The sequence below is a fragment of the Pseudomonas sp. LBUM1655 genome, assembly GCF_059716085.1.
On the sequence record NZ_CP166801.1, the window covers coordinates 2,242,889 to 2,265,145 of the forward strand.

Below are 22,257 nucleotides of genomic sequence, written 5' to 3' on the forward strand. Positions count from 1 at the left end.
AATGTGAATGACAGGCTCTTTTGCGCCTATGGTATTCACCTATCTATTAAGAGGACTAATACTTCCAAAAAACCGGTGTGATGAGTACCAGCACGGTGAGTATCTCCAACCGTCCCAGCAGCATACCGATGGTGAGCAACCATTTTGCTGCGTCAGGCAATGATGAGAAGTTACCAGCAGGCCCGATGATTGTGCCTAAGCCTGGCCCCACGTTGCACACTGCAGTGGCGGCTCCGCTCAACGCTGTTGTCCAATCTAGTCCGATCAGGGCGAGTCCTAGGGCGATCACTGCAATGGTGATGGTGAAGAAGAATGAGAAGGTCAAAAGCGAACGCAAGATCTCTTCATCAATCGGATGACCGTTGTACTTCTTCTGAATCACTGCACGAGGATGGATCAACTGCTTCAGGCTACTCACTAATAGAGCGCCAGCAACTTGGAAACGGAAAATTTTAAGGCCTCCAGCTGTTGAGCCTGAACACCCACCGACGAAGGTCAGATAGAAAAAAAGCAAGACCGCGAAGCTGCCCCACAAGGTGTAATCGCCTAGAGCAACTCCTGTGGTTGTGACGACCGAGGTCACATTGACGGCCACGATACGAAACGCATCCCACCATCCGTGGTCGCTGTGAAAACACAGCCATGTCCCCACCGCTAGCCAAGTAGCAATCAGGAAACCAATAAACCCGCGTACCTGGTGATCCTTGAGCAGCGCACGCCGATTGCCGCGCAATGTAGCGACATAGAGGGTAAACGGTAGGCTGCCCAGAATCATGATGACCACCGCTATCCAGTGAATCGCTGGCTGCGTCCAATGCCCAAGCGAGGCGTCCGAAGTAGAGAATCCGCCAGTAGAGATCAGCGACATGGCGTGGTTGACCGCTTCAAACGGCGTCATTCCCGCTATCCAGAGTGCCAGAGCCCCGATGCCAGTAAGTCCCAGATAGAGAAAGAGGATGTACTTGGCTGCCACATGGGAACGTGGCGTCACTTTCTCCGACCAGTCTGAGGACTCTGTCTGGAAAAGACGCATGCCACCTACTCGCAACAGTGGAAGGATCGCCACAGCCATGCCGATGAAGCCGATACCACCCAGCCAGTGCAGCATCGAGCGCCAGATCAACAACCCAGGAGAGGCTGTATCCAATCCGCTCAGTACAGTTGAACCGGTGGTTGTGATGCCAGACATCGTTTCAAAGAACGCGTCGGTGTAGCTGATGTCGCTGATGAACACCATTGGCAACGCTGCGAAGGTGCACACCACCACCCAACTACCGGTAGTCAGCAGGTACATATCCCTCGGACGAAGCTGGCCAGTATCTGGGCGCCCTCGCATGATTAGCAGGAGGCCACAGATGAAGGTAATCAAACTCGACCAGAGAAAGGCTGACAGATCGTCGCTGCGCTCATAGACCACCAGCGTGATCATGGGAATTACCATGCTAACAGCCAGCGTGATCAGGAAAATGCCTAAGATGAAGCCGATAAGCCGCATTGCTGCGAGAGACATAAAAGTAGCCTGCCAAATTAGCGCCGCGCAGTATCGGATGCTCAACCTCCAAGCCCCGTAAATTTTGCGTAAAATTTCTACGGGCAATCAGTCAATTAAGGTTCGCCTGTTATGTGGCAGAAGCTAGCTCGCCTTCATTCGCTCACAAATCCTCCTCGAATCATACTGATCAAAATTTGACCGGCAAATAAAAAACCCGACACTTGGCCGGGTTTTTACCTGCGCTTCTCAACTACGCAGTTCCCAACTGAGAGGGATGGAGAACTGACAAAAGAAGCGCAGGTGGCTGATATTGGCAAAAGGAAATTCTCAAAGCAATCCGCCCAAAGCGAGGTAGTAGGTCGTCCGAGTAAGCGGCGGCCTTGGATCGGGACAAACAACTTTCTTAGCTAGCCATGATCTAGGCCCAATGGCTCTAGAACGAAAATGGCGTTAGCATTCCGCCTCACCTCGGCTTGAACAGCCTGTTTTTCAGATCAGGGTCGCATTGTGGAAAAGCTAAAACGCCTCGAAAGTGGAATTGAAGGGCTTGACGCTCTGCTCAAGGGCGGGCTAGTAGCAGGCTCTTCATACATAATCCAAGGGCGCCCAGGGTCTGGAAAAACGATCCTCGCGAACCAGCTTGGGTTCCATCATGCGAGTAATGGAGGCCGGGTTCTGGTCGCCACGCTGCTGGCCGAATCGCACGACCGTCTCTTTCAGTTCCTTTCTACTCTAAGCTTTTTCGACTCTTCCAAGGTAGGCGCCGAAATTCAGTTTGTCAGCGCGTTTGACACTCTGGAAAACGACGGTTTGGATGAAGTAGTGAAACTGCTTCGGCGTGAGATAAGCCGTCAGAAAGCCACAGTGATGGTGGTAGACGGTTTGCTCAATGCGCGTTCAAAAGCCGATTCGCACATCGACACCAAGAAATTCATTTCTGAACTGCAAGGGCATGCCGCTTTTGCTGGTTGCACGGTGCTGTTTCTTACCAGCTCCCGCCTCGACGACGGCAGTCCTGAGCACACCATGGTTGATGGCGTGATTGAGATGGGGGAAGAGCTATATGGCACTCGCTCAGTGCGTCGAATTCAGCTGCGCAAAACTCGCGGCAGCGGAGCCATGACCGGTCTTCACGAGTGTGAAATTACCGACAAGGGCTTGGTGGTTTACCCGCGACTCGAATGTCTCTACAGCCACCCGTCTTCTCCCGACAGCGCTGACATGACGCGTATCGCCAGTGGCATTAAATCACTGGACGGCATATTAGGCGGAGGTCTGCACAGCTCTAGTGTGTCTCTGGTCATAGGCCCCTCTGGGATTGGTAAAACGACGCTGGGCCTTAAGTTCCTGGCCGAGTCGACTGTGGAAGCGCCGGGCCTACATTTTGGCTTCTACGAAAGCCCACAACGGCTGCGGCTCAAAGGCCAATCACTTGGTATCGATATCAAGGGAATGGAAGATAGCGGCGCGTTGAGCATTGCCTGGCAGCCCACCACAGAGGGACTTCTGGATGGGCTGGGTGCACGGCTGTTGAGTATCGTCGAAGAAAAGGGCATCAAGCGTTTGTTCATCGATAGCCTAAGCGGCATGACGCGAGTCACGACAAATCCAGCGCGGATTACTGACTTCTTCAGTGCTCTGATGAACGAGCTGCGATCCAGGGGCGTTACGGTATTTGCATCCTGGGAAATGCGCGATCTGTTCGGTTCAGAAGTAAGCGCGCCGAACTCTGACCTGTCCAGCATCGTCGACAACCTAATGCTGATGCGATTCTATGAGAATCACTCTGAACTAAGCAGGACGCTTTCCATTCTTAAAGTACGAGACAGCTCTTACGACCCTTCGCGGTTTGAGGTCGTCATCCGTGACCAAGATGTTTTCCTGAAAAAGGCTTCGAGACATGAACCTTCAGTCCCGACTGAGATATCGCCCGGTTCAAAATCTTAAGCCTTTGTGTGGGTTGAATTTAACATGACCACCATCCTGGTCGTCGACGACGAGTATCTGATCGCTGACATTCTCAGTTTCGCGCTGGAGGATGAGGGGTTCATGGTGGTGACGGCCAGCAACGGTCAGAAAGGGCTCGAGGTGCTCGATAGAGAGCGGCCTGCCTTGATCATTACTGACTTTATGATGCCGGTCATGGACGGCCTTGAATTCGCCACTGCCGTTCGAGCTCTGCCTTCGGCGAATCAAATGCCGATCATTCTGATGAGCGGTGCTCAGGCCCACATCGGTATGGAGAGATCGGATCTGTTTGATGCGGTTTTGGCAAAGCCATTCAACATCGACTTGATCATTGCCGAAGTTAAAAAGCTTTTGGCTTCTGATTAGTGGGTGTTCGACCTGCATACCCAGATCATCCTCAGCCCCCCTCAACTAAGCCTCAGTTGTTCGGCTGGCAGAGCTTGTAGGCAAGGTGCTTAGCACGGGCGTAATAGATGCCATTCGCTCCGATTCGATCAATATGTAAAGCGCAACCGCGTCTACGATTTGGATAGCTTTCGATAAACCCAGCACGCCATCACCTCGTAATCTGTCCAGCGGCTTTGATTAGGAGCTGAAGCAGTAAAACACGACTGTGTGTAAGTTCGCGATGTAATTTATGGTGTAACCTTCTGGTATCACACACATCGAGAACTTTTTATGTCGAAACTCGCAGAATTCCGCCAACTCGAAAAACACCTCGCCGAGCAGCTCCAAGCTCTCGAGGCCTTGAAGGGTGATGCTGGCCTCAAGAAAGAAATCGAATTCGAAACGAAGCTGCGCGATTTGCTCGCAAAATACGGCTACAGCTTGAAGGACGTGATCAACCTGCTAGATCCACAAGCAGGCCGCCGCGCTCCAGCCGTCGAGTCGAAAGCTGGCAGTCGTAAGCCTCGGCAGTTGAAGGTATACAAGAATCCCCACACTGGCGAAGTCGTCGAAACCAAGGGCGGTAATCACAAAACGCTTAAAGATTGGAAAGCGAAGCACGGCGCCTCGACTGTCGAGTCTTGGTTAGCCAAGTGATTTTGGTATGAGTACAAAAGGGCCTGTGATGGCCCTTTTTTTGGCTCAGCATTTAGCAAGTTTACTGCGTCGGCAGCGCTCCGAGCAGTAACGGACATCTTCCCAGCAGCGTGCCCACTTCTTCCTCCATGTGAAGGGAAGGCCGCAGGTCATGCAGGTTTTGACTGGGAGCTGACTCTTTTTCAAAATGACCCACCATCATTTAATTTGATGAGCAGTCCCTAATGAAACAACCAAGAAGGGATTCGATTCCTTCTCACATTCACAGGTAGATCAGACCATATTTTTGCTGGATCTGGAGCAGTTCTTCCGGACTGGGCTATGCAAGGGCGAGGAGACTCCTCTGCTTTTACAACGGCTGCGTTCAAGCTGGAATTAACCCTGCTTCCTGATAGCTTGAAATCAAATCGTCGAACAGGTTGATATCCTCCCGGGTTCGAGCTATCAGCTGCGCGCCCGCAACTGCGGTGTAGATCGCAAGAGCACGTCGTTCACAACTTTCAGCATCACCCCATTTGTTGTCAGCGAGAACGTCTGCAAGCCACTTTACGTTTACGTCTGCGAACGCCTTCACTTCCTTGAATACTTGACCAGGAAGGTCTTCAAATTCCGCAGCCATGAAGCTCGAGAGACAGAGCCTATTCTTGTCCTCTAGGGATTTACGGAAAATCGATGGGTAGAGCTGCAGACACCGCTTCGGGTCAGTATGGGAAAGCCGGAGGTCACTGAGCACCTTCATCGTGTCCTGCCAATACCGTTCCGCAACAGCTGCTCCGAGATCAGCTTTGCTTTGGAAATGGTAGTAAATGCTCGCATTCTTGATACCTACCTCCTCAGCAATGCTGCGGAAGTTAATTCCGCCGTAACCGTGCAACTGAGCCGCAGCTTTAGCCGCTGCCAGGATTCGCTCTCGAGCATTCTCGCTCACGTCACACCTTCCTTAACTGGGTTCAACTGAATGTCCCGCTGATCGTACTCCCTCTGCCTCTACCTGCCAATTGGCAGGTAGAGGGTTGACGGCAAGAAAATTGCGGCGCAATCTTCGCCTACCAACTGACAGGCAGGTAACTCCTCATGACTACTACACAACAACACGCTGACGTATCGACCATCTCTCCAATGAAGATCTATGACTGGTTTGATGGCCCATACCCAGCCCGAGTCCGCATCGCACTCGCCGAAAAAGACATGTTGCCGAAGATTGAGTTCGTCTCGGTGAATCTGTGGACTGGCGAGCACAAAGAGCCTGAATTTCTGGCGATAAACTACTCCGGCACCCTTCCGGTGCTTGAACTGAAGGATGGAACACGGATCGCTGAATGCACCGCTATTACCCAATATTTGGATGGCTTGGATGGTAACCCGACCTTGACCGGAGAAACGCCTCTCGAGAATGGTCTGATCCACATGATGACCAAACGTGCGGAAATCGAATTCCTCGACGCAGTTAGTGTTTATTTCCACCACGCAACGCCGGGACTTGGGCCAAAGGTCGAGCTTTACCAGAACGCCGAATGGGGCGCGAAGATGGGAGAAAAAGCGACCCGAGGCATGCGTTACTTCGACAAGCTCCTCCAGCAACAGTCCTATGTTGCCGGCGACAAGTTTTCGATGGCGGACATCGCAGTCATCGGCGGGATGATCTTCGCGTCGCTAGTGAAGCTGCCAGTTCCTGAAGAATGTGAAGCGTTGCACGCTTGGTATGCAAGAATGCAAGAGCGTCCGAGCTATAAGACTTGGCGCGCTTTGGTTGACCAGGGCGCTCCTCAGAGCTGATAGCTAACGGACTCGGTACCCGCCATCTCCATGTCGATGGCGGTGCGGGGGCGTCGGGGCGAATCCTGGCAAAAAGCCGTATCGGTCGTACGAAGACTTTCTGTTTAGAATCAACTGGGCATTTAAGAGATGTTTGAAGCTTTCGTACCTGCTTGCTGAGTTGCCAACCAATGGACTTTTTTTCGTTCTCCGCTGCCAGGCTGGCTCAAGGCGTAATCACCGACACTGGGTAGATCGCCGTGAATGCTCCGGCATCTACAATGAGTGCGCGGCAATAACGCCCTAGACCTGCGCTAGATTTTCCGGGGTCGATGTGGCTCTCGTGGGCCGCAGCAAACGCACGATGCTTTGATCAAGCTTGAGCGTGTGATCAGGAAACGTTTCAGATGACTTGTTTTTGGTCAATCCAAAGCGCCGTATAAGTGATAGGACATCAGGTGAGATCCAACCTCTGATAGCGCCCGGTAGAGGGGAACGAGCTGTCCAACAAGGCTTCTACTTCAGCAGCGCTTACAAGTCCCAATGGATATCTCTGTAAAAGGGCAGCCTGGTATTCCGCTGTACCGATCACTGGAGAATTACGGCCACAAAGCGCACTAATAATCTTCCTTCGTGAACTGAGGTTGGCAGCTATGCGCCGAGTCTTTAGCCAGCACGCACTATTCATAAAGCCTCCTTTGAGCATCTTGGCGAAGGGAAACCTAGGCGAATAATGTGACAGTTAGAGGGCAGAGCGATGACGATGGATCAACGGCTATTGGCTGACATTCTGGACGACCGTTTTTGACCGCCTCAGGCTCTGAAGTGATGGGTAGGTCTACGCTGATGTATTGCGAGTTTTTACCGTGACGAACATCTTTATGCGGTCATGGATTTCCTGGAGGGCATGACGAAAAGGCTCAGGCTTTTCACTGGTTGCCGGATCCTCGAAGTTCCAAGTCATTATCTCTTCCGATGATGGCATCCGGGATGCTTCCTCAGATGATTTGTCACACAAGGTGACAACGTAGTGAAAATCCTGCCCCTGAAATTCGTCGATTGACTTGCTTCGTAGCCCAGTTGAATCGACGCCAATATGCCCGAGCGTTTCGAGCGTGCGCTGATCGGTTTCACCAACGGTCAGCCCTGCGCTGAATGCCTCAAAGTGGCCGGAGTCAGTGTGTCTTAACAAAGCCTCAGCTAACAGTGAGCGAACGTCGTTTTTCGCACACACGAACAGCACTCGGTACTTCTCTGACATGGTTATCTCCCAGTTAGAGCAGATGGTTAAGCCTTGGCCAGATCCTCAGTGATTACAGCAGCATTTAGAAGGCTCACGGAGTTTCTCGACGAACAGCATTGAGCCTCTGTATTAGCCTTCTAAACGCGACTTCGCTCCAGAGGGGATGCACGGCATACCAGCGGCGCTTTCGTAATGCAATCCGGCGCGGGGCGTCTGCTAAGCTCAATTTTGTATTGATGAGGTGGCGTCATGTCAGTTCAAAACCAGCTGTCAGCTATTTTGGAAGCCCTCCACGAAAACCAGCTCGCGCTGGCGGATGCTGTCGAGTCGATAGGGATGTGGATTGATCAGCGAGGTGGAACGGAAGCTTCCAGCACCATCTTGGGGGCGGTGTCGACACTCGATATCAATTCGGAACGCATCAGAGCACAGATCAATGCGCTGAAGGAGCTAGACTCCAATTCTCTCTGAAGGGAGCGCCACCCATTCCGCCCTGATGCCACCCAGCGAAAGGACTCCAAGGATGTTGATCAAAATCGAAGAGGCAGACACGGATACCGGATGGTTTGTTGTGCTCGACACCTGCCGTGTCAGGTTCTCTACCTATATCGAGGCGGAGGCATTTGTCATTCGGCTGACAGATCGGATAAATGCACCGCACTCCCTGCCAGAGCACATCTATCTCGCTGACGAGGCACTGTCATGAAGATGACTCAAAAGAGTCAGCATAATGTCGGCATACATCGTGCTCATCGCGGGCTCTTTACTTAGCTGCCAACTTAGGCAGCTTTTTTTTGCTCAGCGATTTTGGAAGTTGCTTTGCTGCTTCCGACAACCGGGCCTCAGCCTCTTCAAGGGCGGCTGCAGCGCAGGCCGTCCATACAGCCTGTAATGGAAGTAGATCCTTTTCAATCAACGCCTGCTGGCACCACTGGTAGTGGTCGTGCCAATCACCTAGAGCTGATTGCAAGCTTTTCAATATCTTGTTCTCGCTATTCGACAGCGGGGACAGCGCCGGAAACGCGTCCGTCAGGTAGCGAGTGCGTTTTACCAACACCCTCAATTCGTGTCGGTCAAACTCCTTATTTTCTATCGCGACATGGAGCCGGTCGACCTGCTTTTTGATCGTTTTTTCAATACTCGGCTGGATACCCGACCATCCTCCTTTGAGCTCAACTGCACGGAAACCTTGAGGCCACGCATCGAGTGCCGCCATTAGCCGTTTCAGCGGCAAGCCATTGAGGACGGCCTCATAGAAGTTGTTCAGCTTGAGACGTCTGGGTTGTGCCAGCTGGGGTAGTTTTCTATTTTCTAGTTCTTGGATGAGGACTTCCAGATCGCGCGCCGGCGTAGTCTGCTGACCAACCTCCGCAGCAGCCTCGCTCAGCACCTGCATCTCCTCTACTGAGCGGAAAGGTCTCAGCAGGCTTCTAATTCGTCGTACGGCTATCCTTAGATCGTGTAACGCCTCACCATCCGTGCGCGCCTCAAGACGTGCATGTGCGTTGTACAGTCTCACTTGTAGACTCAGTATTTCAGCCACAAATTTGTCGGCGAACGACATGCAGTGAGCCTCCCCTGTGATCACACCTCGAAAAGACTAGCAGCAATTGGTGCCGTCTCCATTTCGCGCAACGAACGACATTGATCCCTATCAGTCGCCACACGCCTTGCTCACTGTAGCCTACAATTTTATTTCAGTTTCAAGTCAGCGCACTGAACGCAGCGCGCTCTTTCTATCCCACCCAATTAACCTCACTAAGGATAGTGGACGATGCAGATATCCCTAGACGCAGTTCGTGAACAGATGCGTGATGCAGAGGCCATATTGCAGCAGCTTGATCTAACGCTAGAGGCGATTCGCTTTGACCCGTCCATTCCCGCCAGTGTCGCGGCGGCTGCCAAGCAAACATCGGCGGTAATCGACTCGCACTTAGCTGGATTTAGGGGCAACCCGGTGCTTGCTCCGCTGGCAGATCAATTAAAGATCCAATACCTGGAAAACATCGAGCACAAGGTTGTGGCGTCCAAGAGCGCTCAGCTTAAGGCGGCCAATCCGCTTGCAAGAGCTTGGAATATTCTTCGGGGAAGCAGCAGAGCGTAATAGTGAACTAGGCCCTTGCCATGATTGACCAGTAGACGGCAACGCGAAGTGCGATATTGCAAAGGCCTGCGTCGAGAAGCCAATGCTTTGTTAAGCTCAAGTGCGCCGTAGCCAGAGGCGCTTGAGTATCAATATCAAAAAAACCTCCATAAAGGATCGATAGCTCCCCTGATTGATAGTCAGGGAGCGGGTTAAAAAACTGAGTGGGCAGCCTAATGTAAAATGAGGAGCTATTCTTGATTTGATACTACACTGTATTGCAGCGTACCGAAGGGAGGCGCTTGAGATGCGAGACAGTGGAACAGGGCCTCAAGGTTAAATTGGCAAAAACCCGTCCGTTCTCAAAAAATTTTCGGTTGCTGATATGTCAGCATTGAATACTGAAAAGAGAGGGCGCTCATTACAGTGCGGTTAGGTGGATAAAGCCAGCCCAGGATGTGCTCAAATCAACATTTTACTTCGCGAGTGAGCAGGGAAATGAATCTTACATTCGAAGAAGCATCGATACAGGCATTGTTGGCCGCACCTGACCGACTGGACGATCTAGACTTTGGTGTTATTGGCTTTAATGGCAGCTCAGAAGTGGTGGTGTACAATGCTTATGAAGCCTCAAGTGCGGCCTTAAGGCAGGCGCGTGTTTTAGGTAAGAACTTATTTCTGGAAATTGCTCCATGTTTAAATAATGCTATGGTCGCTAAAAGATTTGACAATGAATCTGAGTTGGATGAGATCATTTCTTATGTCCTCGCACTTAGAATGCGGCCAATCCCCGTTAGGTTAAGATTGCTTAAAGAAAGTGATTCGAGCACCCGCTTCCTGTTGGTTGATCGGGCGATTTCAAAATGATTAGTGATGAGCAGAGTGATGATTCAATTGAGTTAGAGTATGAAGCGCTACTGTCATTTATGTATCTGTCGCCAGTGGGTTTGGTAAGAACCGATCCAGGCGGCAAGATTGATATGCTTAATCCGATGGCAACTCAATTGTTGATGCCGCTAGTTAAGTCTCTAGGGCTTGAAAACTTGTTTGAGACGCTTTCTTCTGTGGCGCCTGAATTGCGTAACCTCGTAACAAGCTTTAGAGCGTCGTGCGGATCAATATGTGTAAATCATAGAGTTCACGTGTCGTCAGCAGCAGACGGAGGTATTGTCCTTGCATGTACAATCGTAAAGGTCAATGAAGATGTCCTGATAACAGTTTTGACTGATATCTCTTGTCAAGTCGCAACAGAAAGGAGATTAAGGCAGACCGACTCGTGGTTAGACGCCATCTATACGATTGTTAACGACTTTGCAGTTCTCGGTTTGACTAAGCAGGGGGTAATCAATAGCTGGAGCCCTTCGGCAGAGCGTTTAACAGGTTTCACAGAATCCGAGGCTATTGGTGAGAAGCTGGGTCGCTTCTGTAATTTGTCCGCCTTGGAAGTTGATATTTTGGATGAGCAACTCACATTCGCCCGCGAAGAAGGTTGGCACTCACGAGACTATCTTTGCCAACACAAATCAGGACACAATTTTTTTGCTCAAACAATGATCGCCGTCCTGCGTGACGAAGATGATGAGTTTTCTGGCTATACTGTTGTATTTCGAGATATCACCGAGCGAAAGGTGTCGAGTGATAATCTGGCTAATTTACTCACTAAAGACCACCTTACAGGCGCAGTTAATCGCGCTCACTTTTTCAACTTGGCAGAGAAAGAATTTGCTAGGGCACATCGATATCAACACTCAATATCTATAGTCATGCTAGACGCCGATCACTTCAAGCGTGTTAATGATAGCTGGGGGCATCCAGTTGGCGACGAAGTTCTTAAGTCTATAGTGAAAATTGCTGAGGGAGTTCTTCGTCCCGGAGATACGATAGCTAGGTTTGGGGGCGAAGAATTTGTCGTTATGTTGCCTAAGATCAATAGTATCGAGGCGTCCGTTATTGCTGAGCGACTTAGGAGCAGTATTGAGGCGTCTAGTGTGGATGCTGGTGGTGAGAAAATAAAAATCACTGTCAGTATTGGCTGCGCCTCAATGAATGAGTCGAGAGCCACTCTCAAGCAGTTGTTAGTCTCCGCAGATAGCGCGCTCTACCATGCAAAATCTAAGGGTAGAAATCGCATAGTTGATATTGACGACCTGTAGTGAAAGGTGTTTGGGGGTGACTGGCGTAAGTCAGGCGGGAAAAATACACGCATTTTAGTTTCTTCTAGAGGGGCGCCGCAATATGTCAGATCGTCAATCTCTACTGGCATGAATTAATTTAAATATTCATAACCAGTTGCAGGCTTTTTGAGTTATGGCGTGCCGAGCATGTTTTAATAAGTATCCGATATGCCTGTGATGCGATGGGGTTTTTTCATGTTTTTAAGTGTCAGGGTCATTGCTTGCTCATAGTTGGGGGGGTGGCGTAATGTCACGTTTAATTGACGAATGGCGCGTTACTACCCACAGCTCGAAAACTAGAAAAATTAGCTGTTGCAAGTACAAAAAATAGGATGGCCAAGGCATTTAATCCTCATTTTTTTGGGCGTTTCGTTTTGCTTGATTTAGTTGATCCTTCAAGTTCGCGATTTCAACTTCTAGTTCGTATACGCGCTCGCTAGCCTCAACCTGGATACTAACGTCTTTCTGGATACCGATGTAATAAGTGAGTTGATCCGCGTCGTTGAATACTGGGGTAATCGACAGCTCATTCCAGAAAGCACTACCGTCTTTTCGATAGTTTCGAATGATTTGGCGGCAAGGCTGAAAATTCTTTATTGCCTCGCGGATAGCGGCAAGGCCAGGTTGGTCTCGGTCATCCCCCTGCAGGAACCGGCAGTCCTGATACAGGATGTCATCAGTGCTATAGCCGGTCAGGAGCTGGAATGCTTGGTTGGCGTAGATAAGGATGTTCTCATCGCCTTCCTGCTCTGCCACAACGATGCCATCGTTGGAGGTCTCGATCATCAGTTTCAGCAGTTCGGCATTAATCATTTTCAGAGTCCCTGTTAGTTTCAAGGAAGTCTATACCAACTTTTCCGATCTGACTTTTAGAGGCGATTTGCGCCGGCAACGCTCCGAGCAGTAGCGTACCTCCTCCCAGCAGCGTGCCCACTTCTTCCTCCATGTGAAGGGAAGGCCGCAGGTCATGCAGGTTTTAACTGGGAGCCCACTCTTCTTCAAAATGCCCCCCCATGCATCAAGTCACGCGAGCAGTTTCTGGCCGCGTTCCCAGAGCGATCTTTGTTTGGGTTCTCGCCTGCGCCTACGAGAATTTGACGGTAGTGCTCGACTAATGACGGAGTCATTTTAATTTCTCGCAGCCCTGTTGCTCTTGATGTGGCGGCAATCCTTCGCTGTAGGGAAGTGCCTGTTGCGCACCAGAAAACACGTTGCTCACAAGATCAGTGATGACTAAGGTACTTCGGCGGCCAATCAATGACAAAACGAAGCTTTCTAGGTCTACTTTGTTTTCAAAGTGGGCCGCTTGTCTTGTGCGGGGTTTGACTCCGGCACCCCGTAACGGTCATCGACGCAGCGACGGCGGCCATCAGGGTGAGGAAGCCACGCCAAATAGGGGCGCAAGCGGCAGAATAGGCGATAACCTAAATCAAGCAGCGGTCGGATGGCACGCCATGTCAATGGCGCAGCCCAACCCCCCAAGCCGGCGGCTCGCCAACTCCACAAGGTAGCGCGTGGTTCACGCCGATGAAACGCCGTTACAAATGCTGGCGCCCGGCGAGAAGAAAACCCACCGCACTTACGTTTGGGCCTACAGCTCTACGCCGTTTTCGGCCCTCAAGGCCGTGATCTACGACTTCAGCCCCAGCCGTGCCGGTGAACACGCACGCAGCTTCCTGGGCACTTGGAACGACAAGCTGGTCTGCGATGACTTCGCCGGCTACAAGGCCAGCTTCGAGCTGGGCATCACCGAAATCGGCTGCATGGCGCATGCGCGCCGCAATTTCTTCGACCTGCATGTGGCCAATAAAAGCCAGTTGGCGGAGCAGGCGCTTCACTCGATTGGTGGGCTGTACGAAGTCGAGCGACACGCCAAGGAAATGAGCGACGAAGATCGCTGGCGACTACGCCAGGAAACGGCGGTGCCCATCGCTGAAAAACTACATGAGTGGATGCTGGCCCAGCGTGGACTTGTGCCCGAGGGTTTGGCCACAGCCAAAGCTCTGGATTACAGCCTCAAACGCTGGGTAGCGCTGACGCGCTACCTGGACGATGGTGCTGTGCCCATCGACAACAACCAGATCGAGAACTTGATCCGGCAATGGGCGCTTGGGCAGTCGAACTGGTTGTTTGCAGGCTCGTTACGCAGTGGCAAACGCGCGGCTGCAATCATGAGTTTGATTCAGTCTGCGCGGCTCAATGGGCATGATCCGTACGCTTATTTGAAGGACGTGCTCACGCGCCTACCGACGCAGCGAGCGAGTGAGATTATGGAGTTGCTGCCGCACAATTGGACGCCCGCGTAGTTACGCAAGGTCTGATGGGCTTACGCTTGTAAGCAACACCAAGGGCACCCGAACCAGTGCAGGTCACCTGTGGGCGACGCTGACAGTTAGAGAGTCTTGATCATCAACACCGTCTCAAGCCCCTCAAAAACGCCTGAGTTCGGGAAAAAATCCCCAACGGCTACAAACCCCGCGTTCGTGTATGCCTTGATGGCTTTGGGGTTCGACTTGTCGGGATCAATGATGATGGTTTCAATACAAGGATCAACTTCTGCCTTGTAGAAATTGATAAAGGCTTCGAGTGTTGGCCCCACGAGACCAATGCCCAAAAAGGATTCTTCTCCAATCAAGAAGTCTAGGCTCGCAGTTGTCCCCGACGCTGACAGATGGTCAATCCATAGCTCTGGAATATCGGAATCGTGTGCCTATTTCAAGGTTGCTCTGACACGATTCTCTACGCAGCGAGCGATTGAAATTGCGAAGCTGCTGCCTCACAGGTGGCAACCGGTGTAATTACACAAGATGGGATCGCAGAACGCTTACGTTTCGACGCCATCACCCGCTCGTAAGCAGTCGGCGGCAGATACCCTAATTTTGAGTGCAGCAGTCCGTTGTTGTAAAACCAAACGATGTATTCAGTAATGTCTCGGATAGCTTCAGCATGGTTGGCATAATCACGTCGCCATACCCGCTCCATTTCAAGCTTAGGAAGAAGCGCTCCATCACCGCGTTGTCCCAGCTGTTACCTTTACGGCTCATGCTCTGCTGCACGTCGTTTCGCGCCAGCAACGCTCTGCAACTTGCGCTCGCGTATTGACTGCCAAGGTCTGACTGGGCGATCAGTATTGGTGGCGGCTGGCCCTGAGCGATTGTTTGCGTTCATACATGGCGCGATCAGCGTGCGCCAACAGGTCTTCCGCATTTGTGTGAAGCTCGGGATTATATTCGATCTGACCGACGCTGAAGCGGATGGCATAACCACGGTGCAAAGTGGCATTTTCCTCCTCCAACAACTCCTTGAGCCGCGCCATGACCGCAGAGGTTTCGACTTGATTGGAGCCTGTGAGTAATGCAACAAATTCATCGCTTCCCAGACGTCCCACCACATCGCATTCTCGAAAAGCGATGCGGAGCACATCAGCAAAGGCCTTGATAGCGTTGTCTCCTTCAGCATGCCCATAAAGGTCATTGATTTTCTTGAAATCGTTCAGGTCAAAAAACAGCAGGGTGGCTGATCTGTCGTTTCGCTGACACGCGCCTAATGCATGTTGTGCAAGGGTCATGAAACCACGTCGGTTAGATAGCCATGTCAGCTCGTCGATGCTTTCCATCTGAACGGCCATCAGTTCTTGTTCGGCCATGCCGGCCAGATCGCGCAGTAGCGCGTACTCTTCAGCATCGAAATGGCGAGGTTTGAAATCGATTAGGCACAAGGTGCCCATCTTGTGGCCATCGGGAACAGTCAAAGGGTAACCGGCATAGAAACGGATATACGGTTTCCCCGTTACCAGTGGATTGTCCCAAAAGCGTTCATCCTTGCAAGCGTCTGGCACCAGAAGCATTTCATTCTTCAAGATTGCATGTCCGCAGAATGAAACTTCGCGCGACATTTCAGTTACGCTGAGCCCAACGCAAGACTTGAACCACTGCCGATGCTCGTCCACCAGAGACACGAGTGCAATCGGAACATCAAACAGACGCTTAGCCAGGCGCGTCAGGCGATCAAAACGCTCTTCAGGGGCAGTGTCCAGGACATGGAGGTCTTGCAACGCCTTTACTCGATCATCTTCGTTAGCTGGTTCACCGGGTACTAACATCGCACACTCCATTGGTAGCACTGTCTTTGAGCATAGACTTGTTTGGCAGAAGTGGCGTCAACGGCGATGTGGATCTTTCGGGCCGATTGGCCCGGCTATGAATTGGTTCCGCGTCTGATGGTAGAAACCTGTCCTGAACGCTTTCTGTTCCTAGCGCTTCCACCGCCGCAACATGACGTAGCGAAGGAAGAAAACGAGAGACACGATTACAGCTAGGCCAGGACTTCCCGTACCCACCTTTCGGTTCAGCTTTTACTGCGCCGGCACCGCTCCGAGCAGTAGCGCACTTCCTCCCAGCAGCGTGACCACTTCTTCCTCCATGAGAAGGGAAATCCGCAGGTCAGGCAGGTCTTAGCAGGGAGCTCACTCTTCTTCAAAACGTCCCCCATGCATCGGGTCTAGCGGGCAGTGTCTAGGGTATCAAGTGCATCTCGCGTAGTTTGTCGAACACGTCGAAAAATGCTTGATCACTCGCTTGGTAGGCAGTGAAGCCCATGGCACGGCTTTTCGACATATCAGTGACGACTTCGATTGGTCGACCGAGGTCAGCATCGGTATGCCATGGGGATATCAGACGACCAATATCGGCTTCTTTCAAACCGTGCTCCGCGACTATCTGCGTCCACACGGCTTGGTCGTCAGCCATTTGCCTCTCAAGAGGTGAGAGTGAGGCGGGATAATCGGCAGCAGGCAAGTCGAAGTATTCGGCAATTCGGCTCCACATCCACTTCCAACGAAATACATCACCATTAGTCACGTTGAATGCCTGATTGGCCGCAGCGGGCGTGGTGGCCGCCCATAATTGTTGTTTCGCCAACTGCCGGGCATCCGTCATATCGGTAAGGCTGTCCCACTGCACTCTTGATCCGGGAAACACAAAAGGGCGCTTGGTTTGTTTGCAAATCGAGGCATAGACGGCGAGGGTGGTTGCCATGTTCATCGCGTTGCCTACAGCAACCCCGGTGACGGTATGCGGGCGATGAACGCTCCACGTGAAGCCGTCTTTTTCAGCCGCGGCGAAGAGTTCGTCCTCCTGGGCGTAATAGAAATTCTCGACATCCAGACGACCTTGCTCTTCGCGGAACGGTGTTTGCGGAAGGCTGCCTTTACCATAGGCTTCGAATGGGCCGAGGTAGTGTTTCAGGCCAGTGACCAACGCTACGTGCTCGACGCTCTTGGCTGGGCGAATGGCGGTGAGCACATTGCGAACCATGGCTGCGTTAACACGAATGTTCTCGGCCTCCGTGGCTTGCCGTGACCATGTGGTACTGAACACATGAGTGGGTTTCAAATCCGCCAGCGCATGTTCCAGCGAAGCAGGATCCTGAAGGTCTGCCGCGACAGGTATCACGCCTTGCACTTGCGACGGGTGCCTCGATAGCGCCGCGACCTGCCACTTGTTGTCGATTAGTAACTGAGTGATGGTGCTGCCGACGATGCCGCTGGCGCCAACGACCAAAGCTGTCTGGGTCATACATTTCTCCTGGATTTAGGTTTGGGAGTCCACCTAAGCAACAGAGGTTCAACCTAAACCGGATCCGTACAATATCTCGCCCAAACGGGGCTTTTGGGCCTACAGTCTTGAGTTTCGCTCACTGCAAGGAATACAAATGAACGTGTTGCCTTCAACGTCTCCGCCAAAGTACGTCAGCCTGCTGGGTCATGGCGGTCTGTTGCCGTTTATCTTTCTGGCGCTGCTGATCCCGTTCTCTCTCGACTATCGGCCGTTGTTTGCGATTGCGCTTGTTAACTATGGCGCAGTCATCCTGAGCTTCGTCGGCGCATTACACTGGGGCTTCGCCATGACCGTGCAAGACATGAACGCCGAGCAGGGCCGCGACCGATTCATCTGGAGTGTCATTCCTGCGCTTATTGCTTGGATTGCCACGTTACTGCCAATGCCATTGGGTTGCTTATTGTTGGTCATCGGTTTAGTTGTCCACTTCCGGCAGGACAGGCAGCTGTTGCGGGTTATGAGCTTGCCCGCTTGGTACATGCTGATGCGATTACGGCTTACCCTCGTGGCAAGCGTCTGCTTGCTGCTTGCAGCGATCGTTGAGGCGCTTCACTTATGAAGCCTCGTGTGCCCGGCTCGTTGCCCGTGCCTGGCAGCCGCTTATCGCGGTTGATGCGTTTTGGCAGTTTGGCCTCGGGCGTCGCGGGCGGCATGCTAGCCGAAGGCGCTCGGCAGTGGGTTGAGGGCAAACGTCCGGCGCTTAGAGAACTGCTGTTGACGTCGGGCAATGTGCATCGGGTGGTCGAGCAACTGTCGCAACTGCGTGGCGCCGCCATGAAGGTTGGGCAGTTGTTATCGATGGATGCAGGTGATTTATTGCCGCGCGAGTTCAGCGAAATCCTTTCTCGCCTGCGTTGCGACGCTCATCCTATGCCCATGAGCCAGTTGGTGGCAGTCCTCAACGAAAGCTGGGGCAAGGGTTGGGAAGGGCGCTTCGAACGGTTTTCCTTCACGCCATTGGCGGCAGCGTCCATCGGCCAGGTTCATGAGGCGAAAGGTAAGGACGGCCAACGCCTGGCGATCAAGGTGCAATACCCCGGCGTGCGCGAGAGTATTTCCAGCGATGTGGATAACGTTGCTACCTTGCTGCGAATGTCCGGGATGCTGCCTAAGAGCATGGATGTCGGCCCATTGCTCCAAGAGGCCAAGCGTCAGCTCCAGGATGAAGCGGACTACCTGAAAGAAACCGAGCACTTACGGCGCTTTGATCAACTGCTGGCCGACAGTCCTGACTTTCTGGTTCCTCGTGCGTATGCCCAGTTCAGCACGCCGAATATTTTGGTGATGTCCTTCGTCGACGGAGTAGCGGTGGAGTCGCTCGAGCACGCGCCCCAGGCAGAGCGCGACCGGATCATCATGTTGCTATTCGGCCTGTTTCTGCGCGAGGTGTTCGAGTTCCAGTGCGTGCAGACCGACCCTAACTTTGCCAATTACCGTTATCAGCAAGACTCCGGTCGCATGGTGTTGTTGGACTTCGGCGCCACGCGACTTTATAACCGCTGCAGTACAGAGGCTTATCGCCGCTTGCTGATGGCTGGCCTGCATGAAGACCGTGCCGCCATCACCAACGCCGCGTTGGACGTTGGCTACTTTCAGTCTGAAACTCTGCCCAAACACCAAGCGGTGCTGACTGACCTCATTACACAGGCCTGCGAACCATTGCGGCAACAAGGCGCCTATGATTTTGCCACGTCTGACCTGGCCGTACGCCTGCGTGATACCGGTTGGGATCTAGGTGTCGACCGCGACTTCTGGCACACGCCACCTCTGGATGTACTGTTGCTGCATCGCAAGGTGGGAGGATTGTACCTGTTGGCCGCGAAACTGAAGGCTCGGGTGAATGTCCGGAGGCTGTTCGAGCCTTACGTCACTTGAGCGATTCATGACCGAGTTTCAGATGAGCTCGTTGGCGGAGTACCGAGCAAAACGAAATTTTTATTTCAACTCGATGACTCCTCCGTAAAGCGAAGAGAGTCGAAATAGCGCTCGTTCCAGTACCTATTGTCCAGAGAGTCAGTACGTATTGTTTTGCCTGTTCTGGGGGAGTGGATGAACTGGTTATCGCCTATGTATAGCCCTACGTGATTCACTTGTCCCTGATCACCGTGCTTGAAAAAAACGGCATCACCGGGTTGCAGGTCAGCACGATCTATACGCGGGAACCCTTCATTTATCATAACTTTAGTTGTCCGAGGTAACTCCACACCTGCTTCGCTGCGGAACAGATAAACCAGCAATCCGCTGCAGTCGAACCCCGTCTCTTCGCTCGTGCCTCCCCACTTGTAGGGAGTGCCGATCAGTTCTTGCGCCCGCAGGATGATGCGTTCACTGGTGTCCGATTCATTGACAGCATCGGAGTTACTCTGAATTGAGGCAGTGTATAGGGGGGGAGGCTGATCATTCGCTCCACAACTAAGCGAAGCGGAGCTCAAAACCACGATGGATAGTGCAAATGCTGGGATGTTCACCTTCTTACCACTCGGGAGATTTCGACGAGCAGAAGTTTAGGGTTGCAGTGGTGAAGGCAATGCCGGAAATAGGCTTAAGATTCGTAGGAAATTTCCGAAGCCCTTTTCAGTTGTTTGCCGCTTTTGCCAGCTTGATTGGCAAGATCAAATCCACTCCCTGATTGCGCTCGTTCCCAACCTCCCGACCAACTGGAAATCACTCAGACGCCAGCGTAGGTCTACAGCATGACTTAGCGATTTCGTCCTCAACGTCAAATGCGTCGGCGAAGACGTCAGCGAGAAGCCGGATGCACGCTGGGAGTGTTCTCGGTCTAGCAACGCGGCGACCGATGCCGTGTGTGAGTGGTATCGGCGAGAAAGAACGATTAAATTGCAGGTGGGCAGGTCGGCGCGCAGTTTGCATCCTGAGCGGGTATCCTTATGCGCAGACTTTAGGATACGGTTTCGAACGGCTGGCGCTGTTAAAAATCGTAGTCTTTGCGTTGCTATGAAAGTTAGCTACTGCGCCCACGGCATGGACACATTGCAGCGTGCATAACCGGGAAGGCGTGAAATTGTTGGAGGCCTATGTGCCTCTCTAACTAATCAATTCCTAAGCTTTGTACCGGAAAACTTATGACTCAGGTTGCTCAATATTACCTTGGCGTATGGAAGCGGCGTTTGATCCAGCGCCCCTCAGGGTACTCGGACAGCGAAACTCAAGTGTATTGGCTACAGACACCGCGATTGTTTGCAGATCTGCGTATTCCCCAAAATCCGCTTCCACGCCTTGCGCTAGAGAATCTTAGCGACTCTCAGTGCCAGGCGTTATGTGAACAGCAGGGTTTTGCTGGGGTGACCCAAGTAGACGCCGACATTTGCCAATGGCATCGTAAAATGGACTATCAGCCGGACAGCGGCGATGAGGACATTGGACGCATGCACTTTGTAACCAATGATTGCCTCATAGAAACAGCTTTGGACGAAAGCTACTACGAAATATGGGATCGATTGCCCTTGTCTCTTGGCGCTTGTCGTGGCCAATGGTTGCAGGCGATGGATGATCCATCGCGTCAGGGCTGTTTGCTATTAGCCGGAGACTACTTTCTGTTCGCCGCTAGCCGTCCTGGGCCACCGTTGTCGGGCACTCATTTGCGAGAAATGTTCAGCCAATCTGAAAACTCAAAAGCAACCGCTTCTCTTTTTGAGTGCGAATTATCTTTTGGCCAACATCACGCAGGGGATGCACTGTAGTGGTCAACCAATCCCGGACACGACGTTAAGTTCTTCCTCGGCCCGCGCTGGTGCCAACCCCTCGTTGAACTGGTGAGGCCGAATCCAGTTGTAGCGATGCATCAAAAAGTGGCTGATATCGCGCTGTGCTTCCTGCGCAGTTCGATAGCCCACGGTCGGTATCCATTCTGTTTTCAAGCTACGAAATACGCGCTCCATCGGTGCGTTATCCCAGCAGTTTCCTCGTCGACTCATGCTCTGACGCATGCGGTATCGCCACAACCGCTGGCGAAAGAGTCGGCTTGCATATTGCGATCCCTGGTCCGAGTGGAATAGCAGATCCGAAGGCCTGCCACGCTGCTCGTAAGCCATATCCAGCGCTTTGATCACCAACTCAGCGTCTGGCTTTTCCGACAGCGCCCAGCCCACGATCCGACGCGTACAAAGATCCAGGACGACAGCCAGGTAATGCCACTTTCCTTGTGCCCAAATGTAGGTGATATCGCCGCACCAGACTTGATTGGGCGCAGGCACGTCGAACTCGCGATTCAATGTGTTCGGGATATCCAGTCTTTCTACTGTTGCTCGTTTGTAGGCATGGGAGCCGGGTTGTTTGCTGACTAAATCAAGCTCGCGCATCAAGCTACGCACTTTGAATCGACCGAGTTGCTCACCGTCTTCACGCATCAGTGACAGGATGCTGCGACTGCCCGCAGAGCTGCGACTTTGCGAGAACAGCTCACTTACGCGACTACGCAATCGAAGCCGTTCGACATCCGGCGTGCGGCGCCGCAGGCGCTGGGCGTAGTAACACGAGCGAGTGACGTCAAACACCTTGCACAGCCAATCAACCGGCTCATGTGCCCTCAACTGGTCAATCAGCGCGAACGCTCGTGATCTTCCGACATCAAGAGCGCGGTAGCCTTTTTTAGTATTGATTTCTCTCGCTCAAGCCGAGCAATCCGGGCTTCCAGCTCCTGAATTTTTTGCTGTTCCGGAGTCAGTGCCTTGCTCTGCGGAGTGACGCCTTTATGTTCTTTCTGAATCTGGTCAACCCAGCGGCGCAATGCCGACTCACCAATGCCGAGCGAACGGCTGGCTTCGATGTAGCTGTAGTTTTGTTTGAGCACAAGGTCAGCAGCCTCGCGCTTGAATTCAGGAGTAAAGGAGCGGCGTTGTTTAGTCATCTGACACCTCGAT

25 protein-coding genes and 3 pseudogenes are annotated in these 22,257 nt (G+C 52.4%); 13 read left to right on the forward strand and 15 right to left on the reverse strand.

Annotated elements, in window-relative coordinates; all coding sequences use genetic code 11:
- Nucleotides 1–55 precede the first annotated feature (55 nt).
- Nucleotides 56–1,510, reverse strand: a complete 1,455-nt coding sequence (locus ACA074_RS09980; RefSeq protein ID WP_497678899.1) for a TrkH family potassium uptake protein — start codon at nt 1,508–1,510, stop codon at nt 56–58.
- A 486-nt stretch (nt 1,511–1,996) separates the two neighbouring features.
- Here ACA074_RS09980 and ACA074_RS09985 point away from each other — a divergent pair, with 486 nt between their 5' ends.
- From ACA074_RS09985 to ACA074_RS09995, 3 genes are all read left to right on the forward strand, one after another.
- The gene (locus ACA074_RS09985; RefSeq protein ID WP_497679312.1) at nt 1,997–3,439 is read left to right on the forward strand and encodes an ATPase domain-containing protein; all 1,443 of its coding nucleotides are present in this window, start codon (nt 1,997–1,999) and stop codon (nt 3,437–3,439) included.
- A 24-nt stretch (nt 3,440–3,463) separates the two neighbouring features.
- Nucleotides 3,464–3,826, forward strand: coding sequence for a response regulator (locus ACA074_RS09990; RefSeq protein ID WP_497678900.1), 363 nt, complete (start codon nt 3,464–3,466; stop codon nt 3,824–3,826).
- A 312-nt stretch (nt 3,827–4,138) separates the two neighbouring features.
- Nucleotides 4,139–4,504: a histone-like nucleoid-structuring protein, MvaT/MvaU family gene (locus ACA074_RS09995; protein WP_497678901.1), complete on the forward strand. Its 366-nt coding sequence runs from the start codon at nt 4,139–4,141 to the stop codon at nt 4,502–4,504.
- A gap of 45 nt (nt 4,505–4,549) precedes the next feature.
- Here the strand turns inward: ACA074_RS09995 and ACA074_RS10000 are convergent, their stop codons facing one another.
- Both ACA074_RS10000 and ACA074_RS10005 read right to left on the reverse strand, forming a co-directional pair.
- On the reverse strand, nt 4,550–4,690 hold the full coding sequence (locus ACA074_RS10000) for a DUF2256 domain-containing protein (protein ID WP_497678902.1): 141 nt from the start codon (nt 4,688–4,690) through the stop codon (nt 4,550–4,552).
- A 178-nt stretch (nt 4,691–4,868) separates the two neighbouring features.
- A complete protein-coding gene (locus ACA074_RS10005; RefSeq protein WP_497678903.1) occupies nt 4,869–5,432 on the reverse strand; it encodes a TetR/AcrR family transcriptional regulator in 564 nt (187 codons plus the stop codon).
- A 146-nt stretch (nt 5,433–5,578) separates the two neighbouring features.
- Between ACA074_RS10005 and ACA074_RS10010 the strand changes: the two genes are divergently transcribed.
- On the forward strand, nt 5,579–6,280 hold the full coding sequence (locus tag ACA074_RS10010; protein WP_497678904.1) for a glutathione S-transferase: 702 nt from the start codon (nt 5,579–5,581) through the stop codon (nt 6,278–6,280).
- 817 nt (nt 6,281–7,097) lie between these two features.
- Here ACA074_RS10010 and ACA074_RS10015 read toward each other — a convergent pair.
- Entirely contained in the window at nt 7,098–7,520 is a 423-nt protein-coding gene (locus ACA074_RS10015; RefSeq protein WP_187680980.1) for an arsenate reductase ArsC, read from the reverse strand.
- A gap of 231 nt (nt 7,521–7,751) precedes the next feature.
- Here ACA074_RS10015 and ACA074_RS10020 point away from each other — a divergent pair, with 231 nt between their 5' ends.
- Entirely contained in the window at nt 7,752–7,973 is a 222-nt protein-coding gene (locus ACA074_RS10020) for a hypothetical protein (RefSeq protein WP_187680979.1), read from the forward strand.
- Nucleotides 7,974–8,025: 52 nt separating this feature from the next.
- A complete protein-coding gene (locus ACA074_RS10025; protein ID WP_187680978.1) occupies nt 8,026–8,208 on the forward strand; it encodes a hypothetical protein in 183 nt (60 codons plus the stop codon).
- 57 nt (nt 8,209–8,265) lie between these two features.
- Here ACA074_RS10025 and ACA074_RS10030 read toward each other — a convergent pair whose 3' ends face one another.
- A complete protein-coding gene (locus ACA074_RS10030) occupies nt 8,266–9,066 on the reverse strand; it encodes a CHAD domain-containing protein (protein WP_187680977.1) in 801 nt (266 codons plus the stop codon).
- 210 nt (nt 9,067–9,276) lie between these two features.
- Here ACA074_RS10030 and ACA074_RS10035 point away from each other — a divergent pair, with 210 nt between their 5' ends.
- The 3 genes from ACA074_RS10035 to ACA074_RS10045 all read left to right on the forward strand — a co-directional run bounded on the left by ACA074_RS10035 (nt 9,277) and on the right by ACA074_RS10045 (nt 11,738).
- Nucleotides 9,277–9,606: a YuaX family protein gene (locus tag ACA074_RS10035; protein ID WP_187680976.1), complete on the forward strand. Its 330-nt coding sequence runs from the start codon at nt 9,277–9,279 to the stop codon at nt 9,604–9,606.
- A 477-nt stretch (nt 9,607–10,083) separates the two neighbouring features.
- Nucleotides 10,084–10,452 (forward strand): hypothetical protein, encoded by a 369-nt coding sequence (locus ACA074_RS10040; RefSeq protein WP_497678905.1) that lies wholly within the window; start codon nt 10,084–10,086, stop codon nt 10,450–10,452.
- Nucleotides 10,449–11,738: a sensor domain-containing diguanylate cyclase gene (locus ACA074_RS10045; protein WP_497678906.1), complete on the forward strand. Its 1,290-nt coding sequence runs from the start codon at nt 10,449–10,451 to the stop codon at nt 11,736–11,738. The genes ACA074_RS10040 and ACA074_RS10045 overlap by 4 nt, the downstream gene beginning before the upstream one ends.
- 366 nt (nt 11,739–12,104) lie before the next feature.
- Here ACA074_RS10045 and ACA074_RS10050 read toward each other — a convergent pair whose 3' ends face one another.
- The 3 genes and pseudogenes from ACA074_RS10050 to ACA074_RS10060 form a co-directional block, all read right to left on the reverse strand.
- Entirely contained in the window at nt 12,105–12,572 is a 468-nt protein-coding gene (locus ACA074_RS10050; protein WP_497678907.1) for a PAS domain-containing protein, read from the reverse strand.
- A 30-nt stretch (nt 12,573–12,602) separates the two neighbouring features.
- A complete protein-coding gene (locus tag ACA074_RS10055) occupies nt 12,603–12,761 on the reverse strand; it encodes a DUF2256 domain-containing protein (RefSeq protein WP_497616976.1) in 159 nt (52 codons plus the stop codon).
- 279 nt (nt 12,762–13,040) lie between these two features.
- Nucleotides 13,041–13,271: pseudogene (locus ACA074_RS10060) on the reverse strand (DUF393 domain-containing protein); the annotation flags it as partial.
- A 2-nt stretch (nt 13,272–13,273) separates the two neighbouring features.
- On the opposite strand from ACA074_RS10060, the pseudogene tnpC reads away from it, so the two are divergent.
- Nucleotides 13,274–14,065: pseudogene (tnpC, locus tag ACA074_RS10065) on the forward strand (IS66 family transposase); the annotation flags it as partial.
- A gap of 86 nt (nt 14,066–14,151) precedes the next feature.
- On the opposite strand, the gene ACA074_RS10070 reads toward tnpC, so the two are convergent.
- The 5 genes and pseudogenes from ACA074_RS10070 to ACA074_RS10090 all read right to left on the reverse strand — a co-directional run bounded on the left by ACA074_RS10070 (nt 14,152) and on the right by ACA074_RS10090 (nt 17,335).
- Nucleotides 14,152–14,454, reverse strand: coding sequence for a GNAT family N-acetyltransferase (locus ACA074_RS10070; protein ID WP_497679313.1), 303 nt, complete (start codon nt 14,452–14,454; stop codon nt 14,152–14,154).
- A gap of 140 nt (nt 14,455–14,594) precedes the next feature.
- Nucleotides 14,595–14,914, reverse strand: a pseudogene (locus tag ACA074_RS10075) (integrase core domain-containing protein); the annotation flags it as partial.
- Nucleotides 14,884–15,861 (reverse strand): sensor domain-containing diguanylate cyclase, encoded by a 978-nt coding sequence (locus ACA074_RS10080; protein WP_497678908.1) that lies wholly within the window; start codon nt 15,859–15,861, stop codon nt 14,884–14,886. The gene ACA074_RS10080 and the pseudogene ACA074_RS10075, both read right to left, overlap by 31 nt.
- A gap of 245 nt (nt 15,862–16,106) precedes the next feature.
- Nucleotides 16,107–16,238, reverse strand: a complete 132-nt coding sequence (locus ACA074_RS10085; protein WP_497679314.1) for a DUF2256 domain-containing protein — start codon at nt 16,236–16,238, stop codon at nt 16,107–16,109.
- Nucleotides 16,239–16,273: 35 nt separating this feature from the next.
- Complete coding sequence (locus tag ACA074_RS10090) at nt 16,274–17,335, reverse strand: SDR family oxidoreductase (protein WP_497678909.1); 1,062 nt, start codon at nt 17,333–17,335, stop codon at nt 16,274–16,276.
- A 136-nt stretch (nt 17,336–17,471) separates the two neighbouring features.
- On the opposite strand from ACA074_RS10090, the gene ACA074_RS10095 reads away from it, so the two are divergent.
- Nucleotides 17,472–17,936 carry a DUF3429 domain-containing protein gene (locus ACA074_RS10095; protein ID WP_497678910.1) on the forward strand — a complete coding sequence of 155 codons (465 nt, stop codon included), beginning with the start codon at nt 17,472–17,474 and terminating at the stop codon, nt 17,934–17,936.
- Nucleotides 17,933–19,252, forward strand: a complete 1,320-nt coding sequence (locus tag ACA074_RS10100; RefSeq protein WP_497678911.1) for an ABC1 kinase family protein — start codon at nt 17,933–17,935, stop codon at nt 19,250–19,252. Before ACA074_RS10095 ends, ACA074_RS10100 begins: the two co-directional genes overlap by 4 nt.
- 65 nt (nt 19,253–19,317) lie before the next feature.
- On the opposite strand, the gene ACA074_RS10105 is transcribed toward ACA074_RS10100, so the two are convergent.
- Nucleotides 19,318–19,845, reverse strand: coding sequence for a C40 family peptidase (locus tag ACA074_RS10105; RefSeq protein WP_497678912.1), 528 nt, complete (start codon nt 19,843–19,845; stop codon nt 19,318–19,320).
- A 615-nt stretch (nt 19,846–20,460) separates the two neighbouring features.
- Here ACA074_RS10105 and ACA074_RS10110 point away from each other — a divergent pair.
- Nucleotides 20,461–21,078: a hypothetical protein gene (locus ACA074_RS10110; RefSeq protein WP_497678913.1), complete on the forward strand. Its 618-nt coding sequence runs from the start codon at nt 20,461–20,463 to the stop codon at nt 21,076–21,078.
- Nucleotides 21,079–21,081: 3 nt separating this feature from the next.
- Here the strand turns inward: ACA074_RS10110 and ACA074_RS10115 are convergent.
- Nucleotides 21,082–22,244 (reverse strand): IS3 family transposase gene (locus ACA074_RS10115; protein ID WP_497677316.1). Its coding sequence is split into 2 segments (ribosomal slippage): nt 21,082–21,989 and nt 21,989–22,244, totalling 1,164 coding nucleotides; the frame shifts between segments, so codons are not numbered across the junction.
- Nucleotides 22,245–22,257: the final 13 nt, after the last annotated feature.

Bases quoted from the DNA above. Each gene is read 5' to 3' on its own strand.
- ACA074_RS10020 (WP_187680979.1), top strand. From the start codon at position 7,752: ATGTCAGTTCAAAACCAGCTGTCAGCTATTTTGGAAGCCCTCCACGAA.
- ACA074_RS10025 (WP_187680978.1), top strand. From the start codon at position 8,026: ATGTTGATCAAAATCGAAGAGGCAGACACGGATACCGGATGGTTTGTT.
- ACA074_RS09980 (WP_497678899.1), bottom strand. From the start codon at position 1,510: ATGTCTCTCGCAGCAATGCGGCTTATCGGCTTCATCTTAGGCATTTTC.
- ACA074_RS10110 (WP_497678913.1), top strand. From the start codon at position 20,461: ATGACTCAGGTTGCTCAATATTACCTTGGCGTATGGAAGCGGCGTTTG.
- ACA074_RS10040 (WP_497678905.1), top strand. From the start codon at position 10,084: ATGAATCTTACATTCGAAGAAGCATCGATACAGGCATTGTTGGCCGCA.
- ACA074_RS10045 (WP_497678906.1), top strand. From the start codon at position 10,449: ATGATTAGTGATGAGCAGAGTGATGATTCAATTGAGTTAGAGTATGAA.
- ACA074_RS09995 (WP_497678901.1), top strand. From the start codon at position 4,139: ATGTCGAAACTCGCAGAATTCCGCCAACTCGAAAAACACCTCGCCGAG.
- ACA074_RS10090 (WP_497678909.1), bottom strand. From the start codon at position 17,335: ATGACCCAGACAGCTTTGGTCGTTGGCGCCAGCGGCATCGTCGGCAGC.
- ACA074_RS10100 (WP_497678911.1), top strand. From the start codon at position 17,933: ATGAAGCCTCGTGTGCCCGGCTCGTTGCCCGTGCCTGGCAGCCGCTTA.
- ACA074_RS10015 (WP_187680980.1), bottom strand. From the start codon at position 7,520: ATGTCAGAGAAGTACCGAGTGCTGTTCGTGTGTGCGAAAAACGACGTT.
- ACA074_RS10030 (WP_187680977.1), bottom strand. From the start codon at position 9,066: ATGTCGTTCGCCGACAAATTTGTGGCTGAAATACTGAGTCTACAAGTG.
- ACA074_RS10010 (WP_497678904.1), top strand. From the start codon at position 5,579: ATGACTACTACACAACAACACGCTGACGTATCGACCATCTCTCCAATG.
- ACA074_RS10035 (WP_187680976.1), top strand. From the start codon at position 9,277: ATGCAGATATCCCTAGACGCAGTTCGTGAACAGATGCGTGATGCAGAG.
- ACA074_RS10080 (WP_497678908.1), bottom strand. From the start codon at position 15,861: ATGTTAGTACCCGGTGAACCAGCTAACGAAGATGATCGAGTAAAGGCG.
- ACA074_RS10095 (WP_497678910.1), top strand. From the start codon at position 17,472: ATGAACGTGTTGCCTTCAACGTCTCCGCCAAAGTACGTCAGCCTGCTG.
- ACA074_RS09990 (WP_497678900.1), top strand. From the start codon at position 3,464: ATGACCACCATCCTGGTCGTCGACGACGAGTATCTGATCGCTGACATT.
- ACA074_RS10050 (WP_497678907.1), bottom strand. From the start codon at position 12,572: ATGATTAATGCCGAACTGCTGAAACTGATGATCGAGACCTCCAACGAT.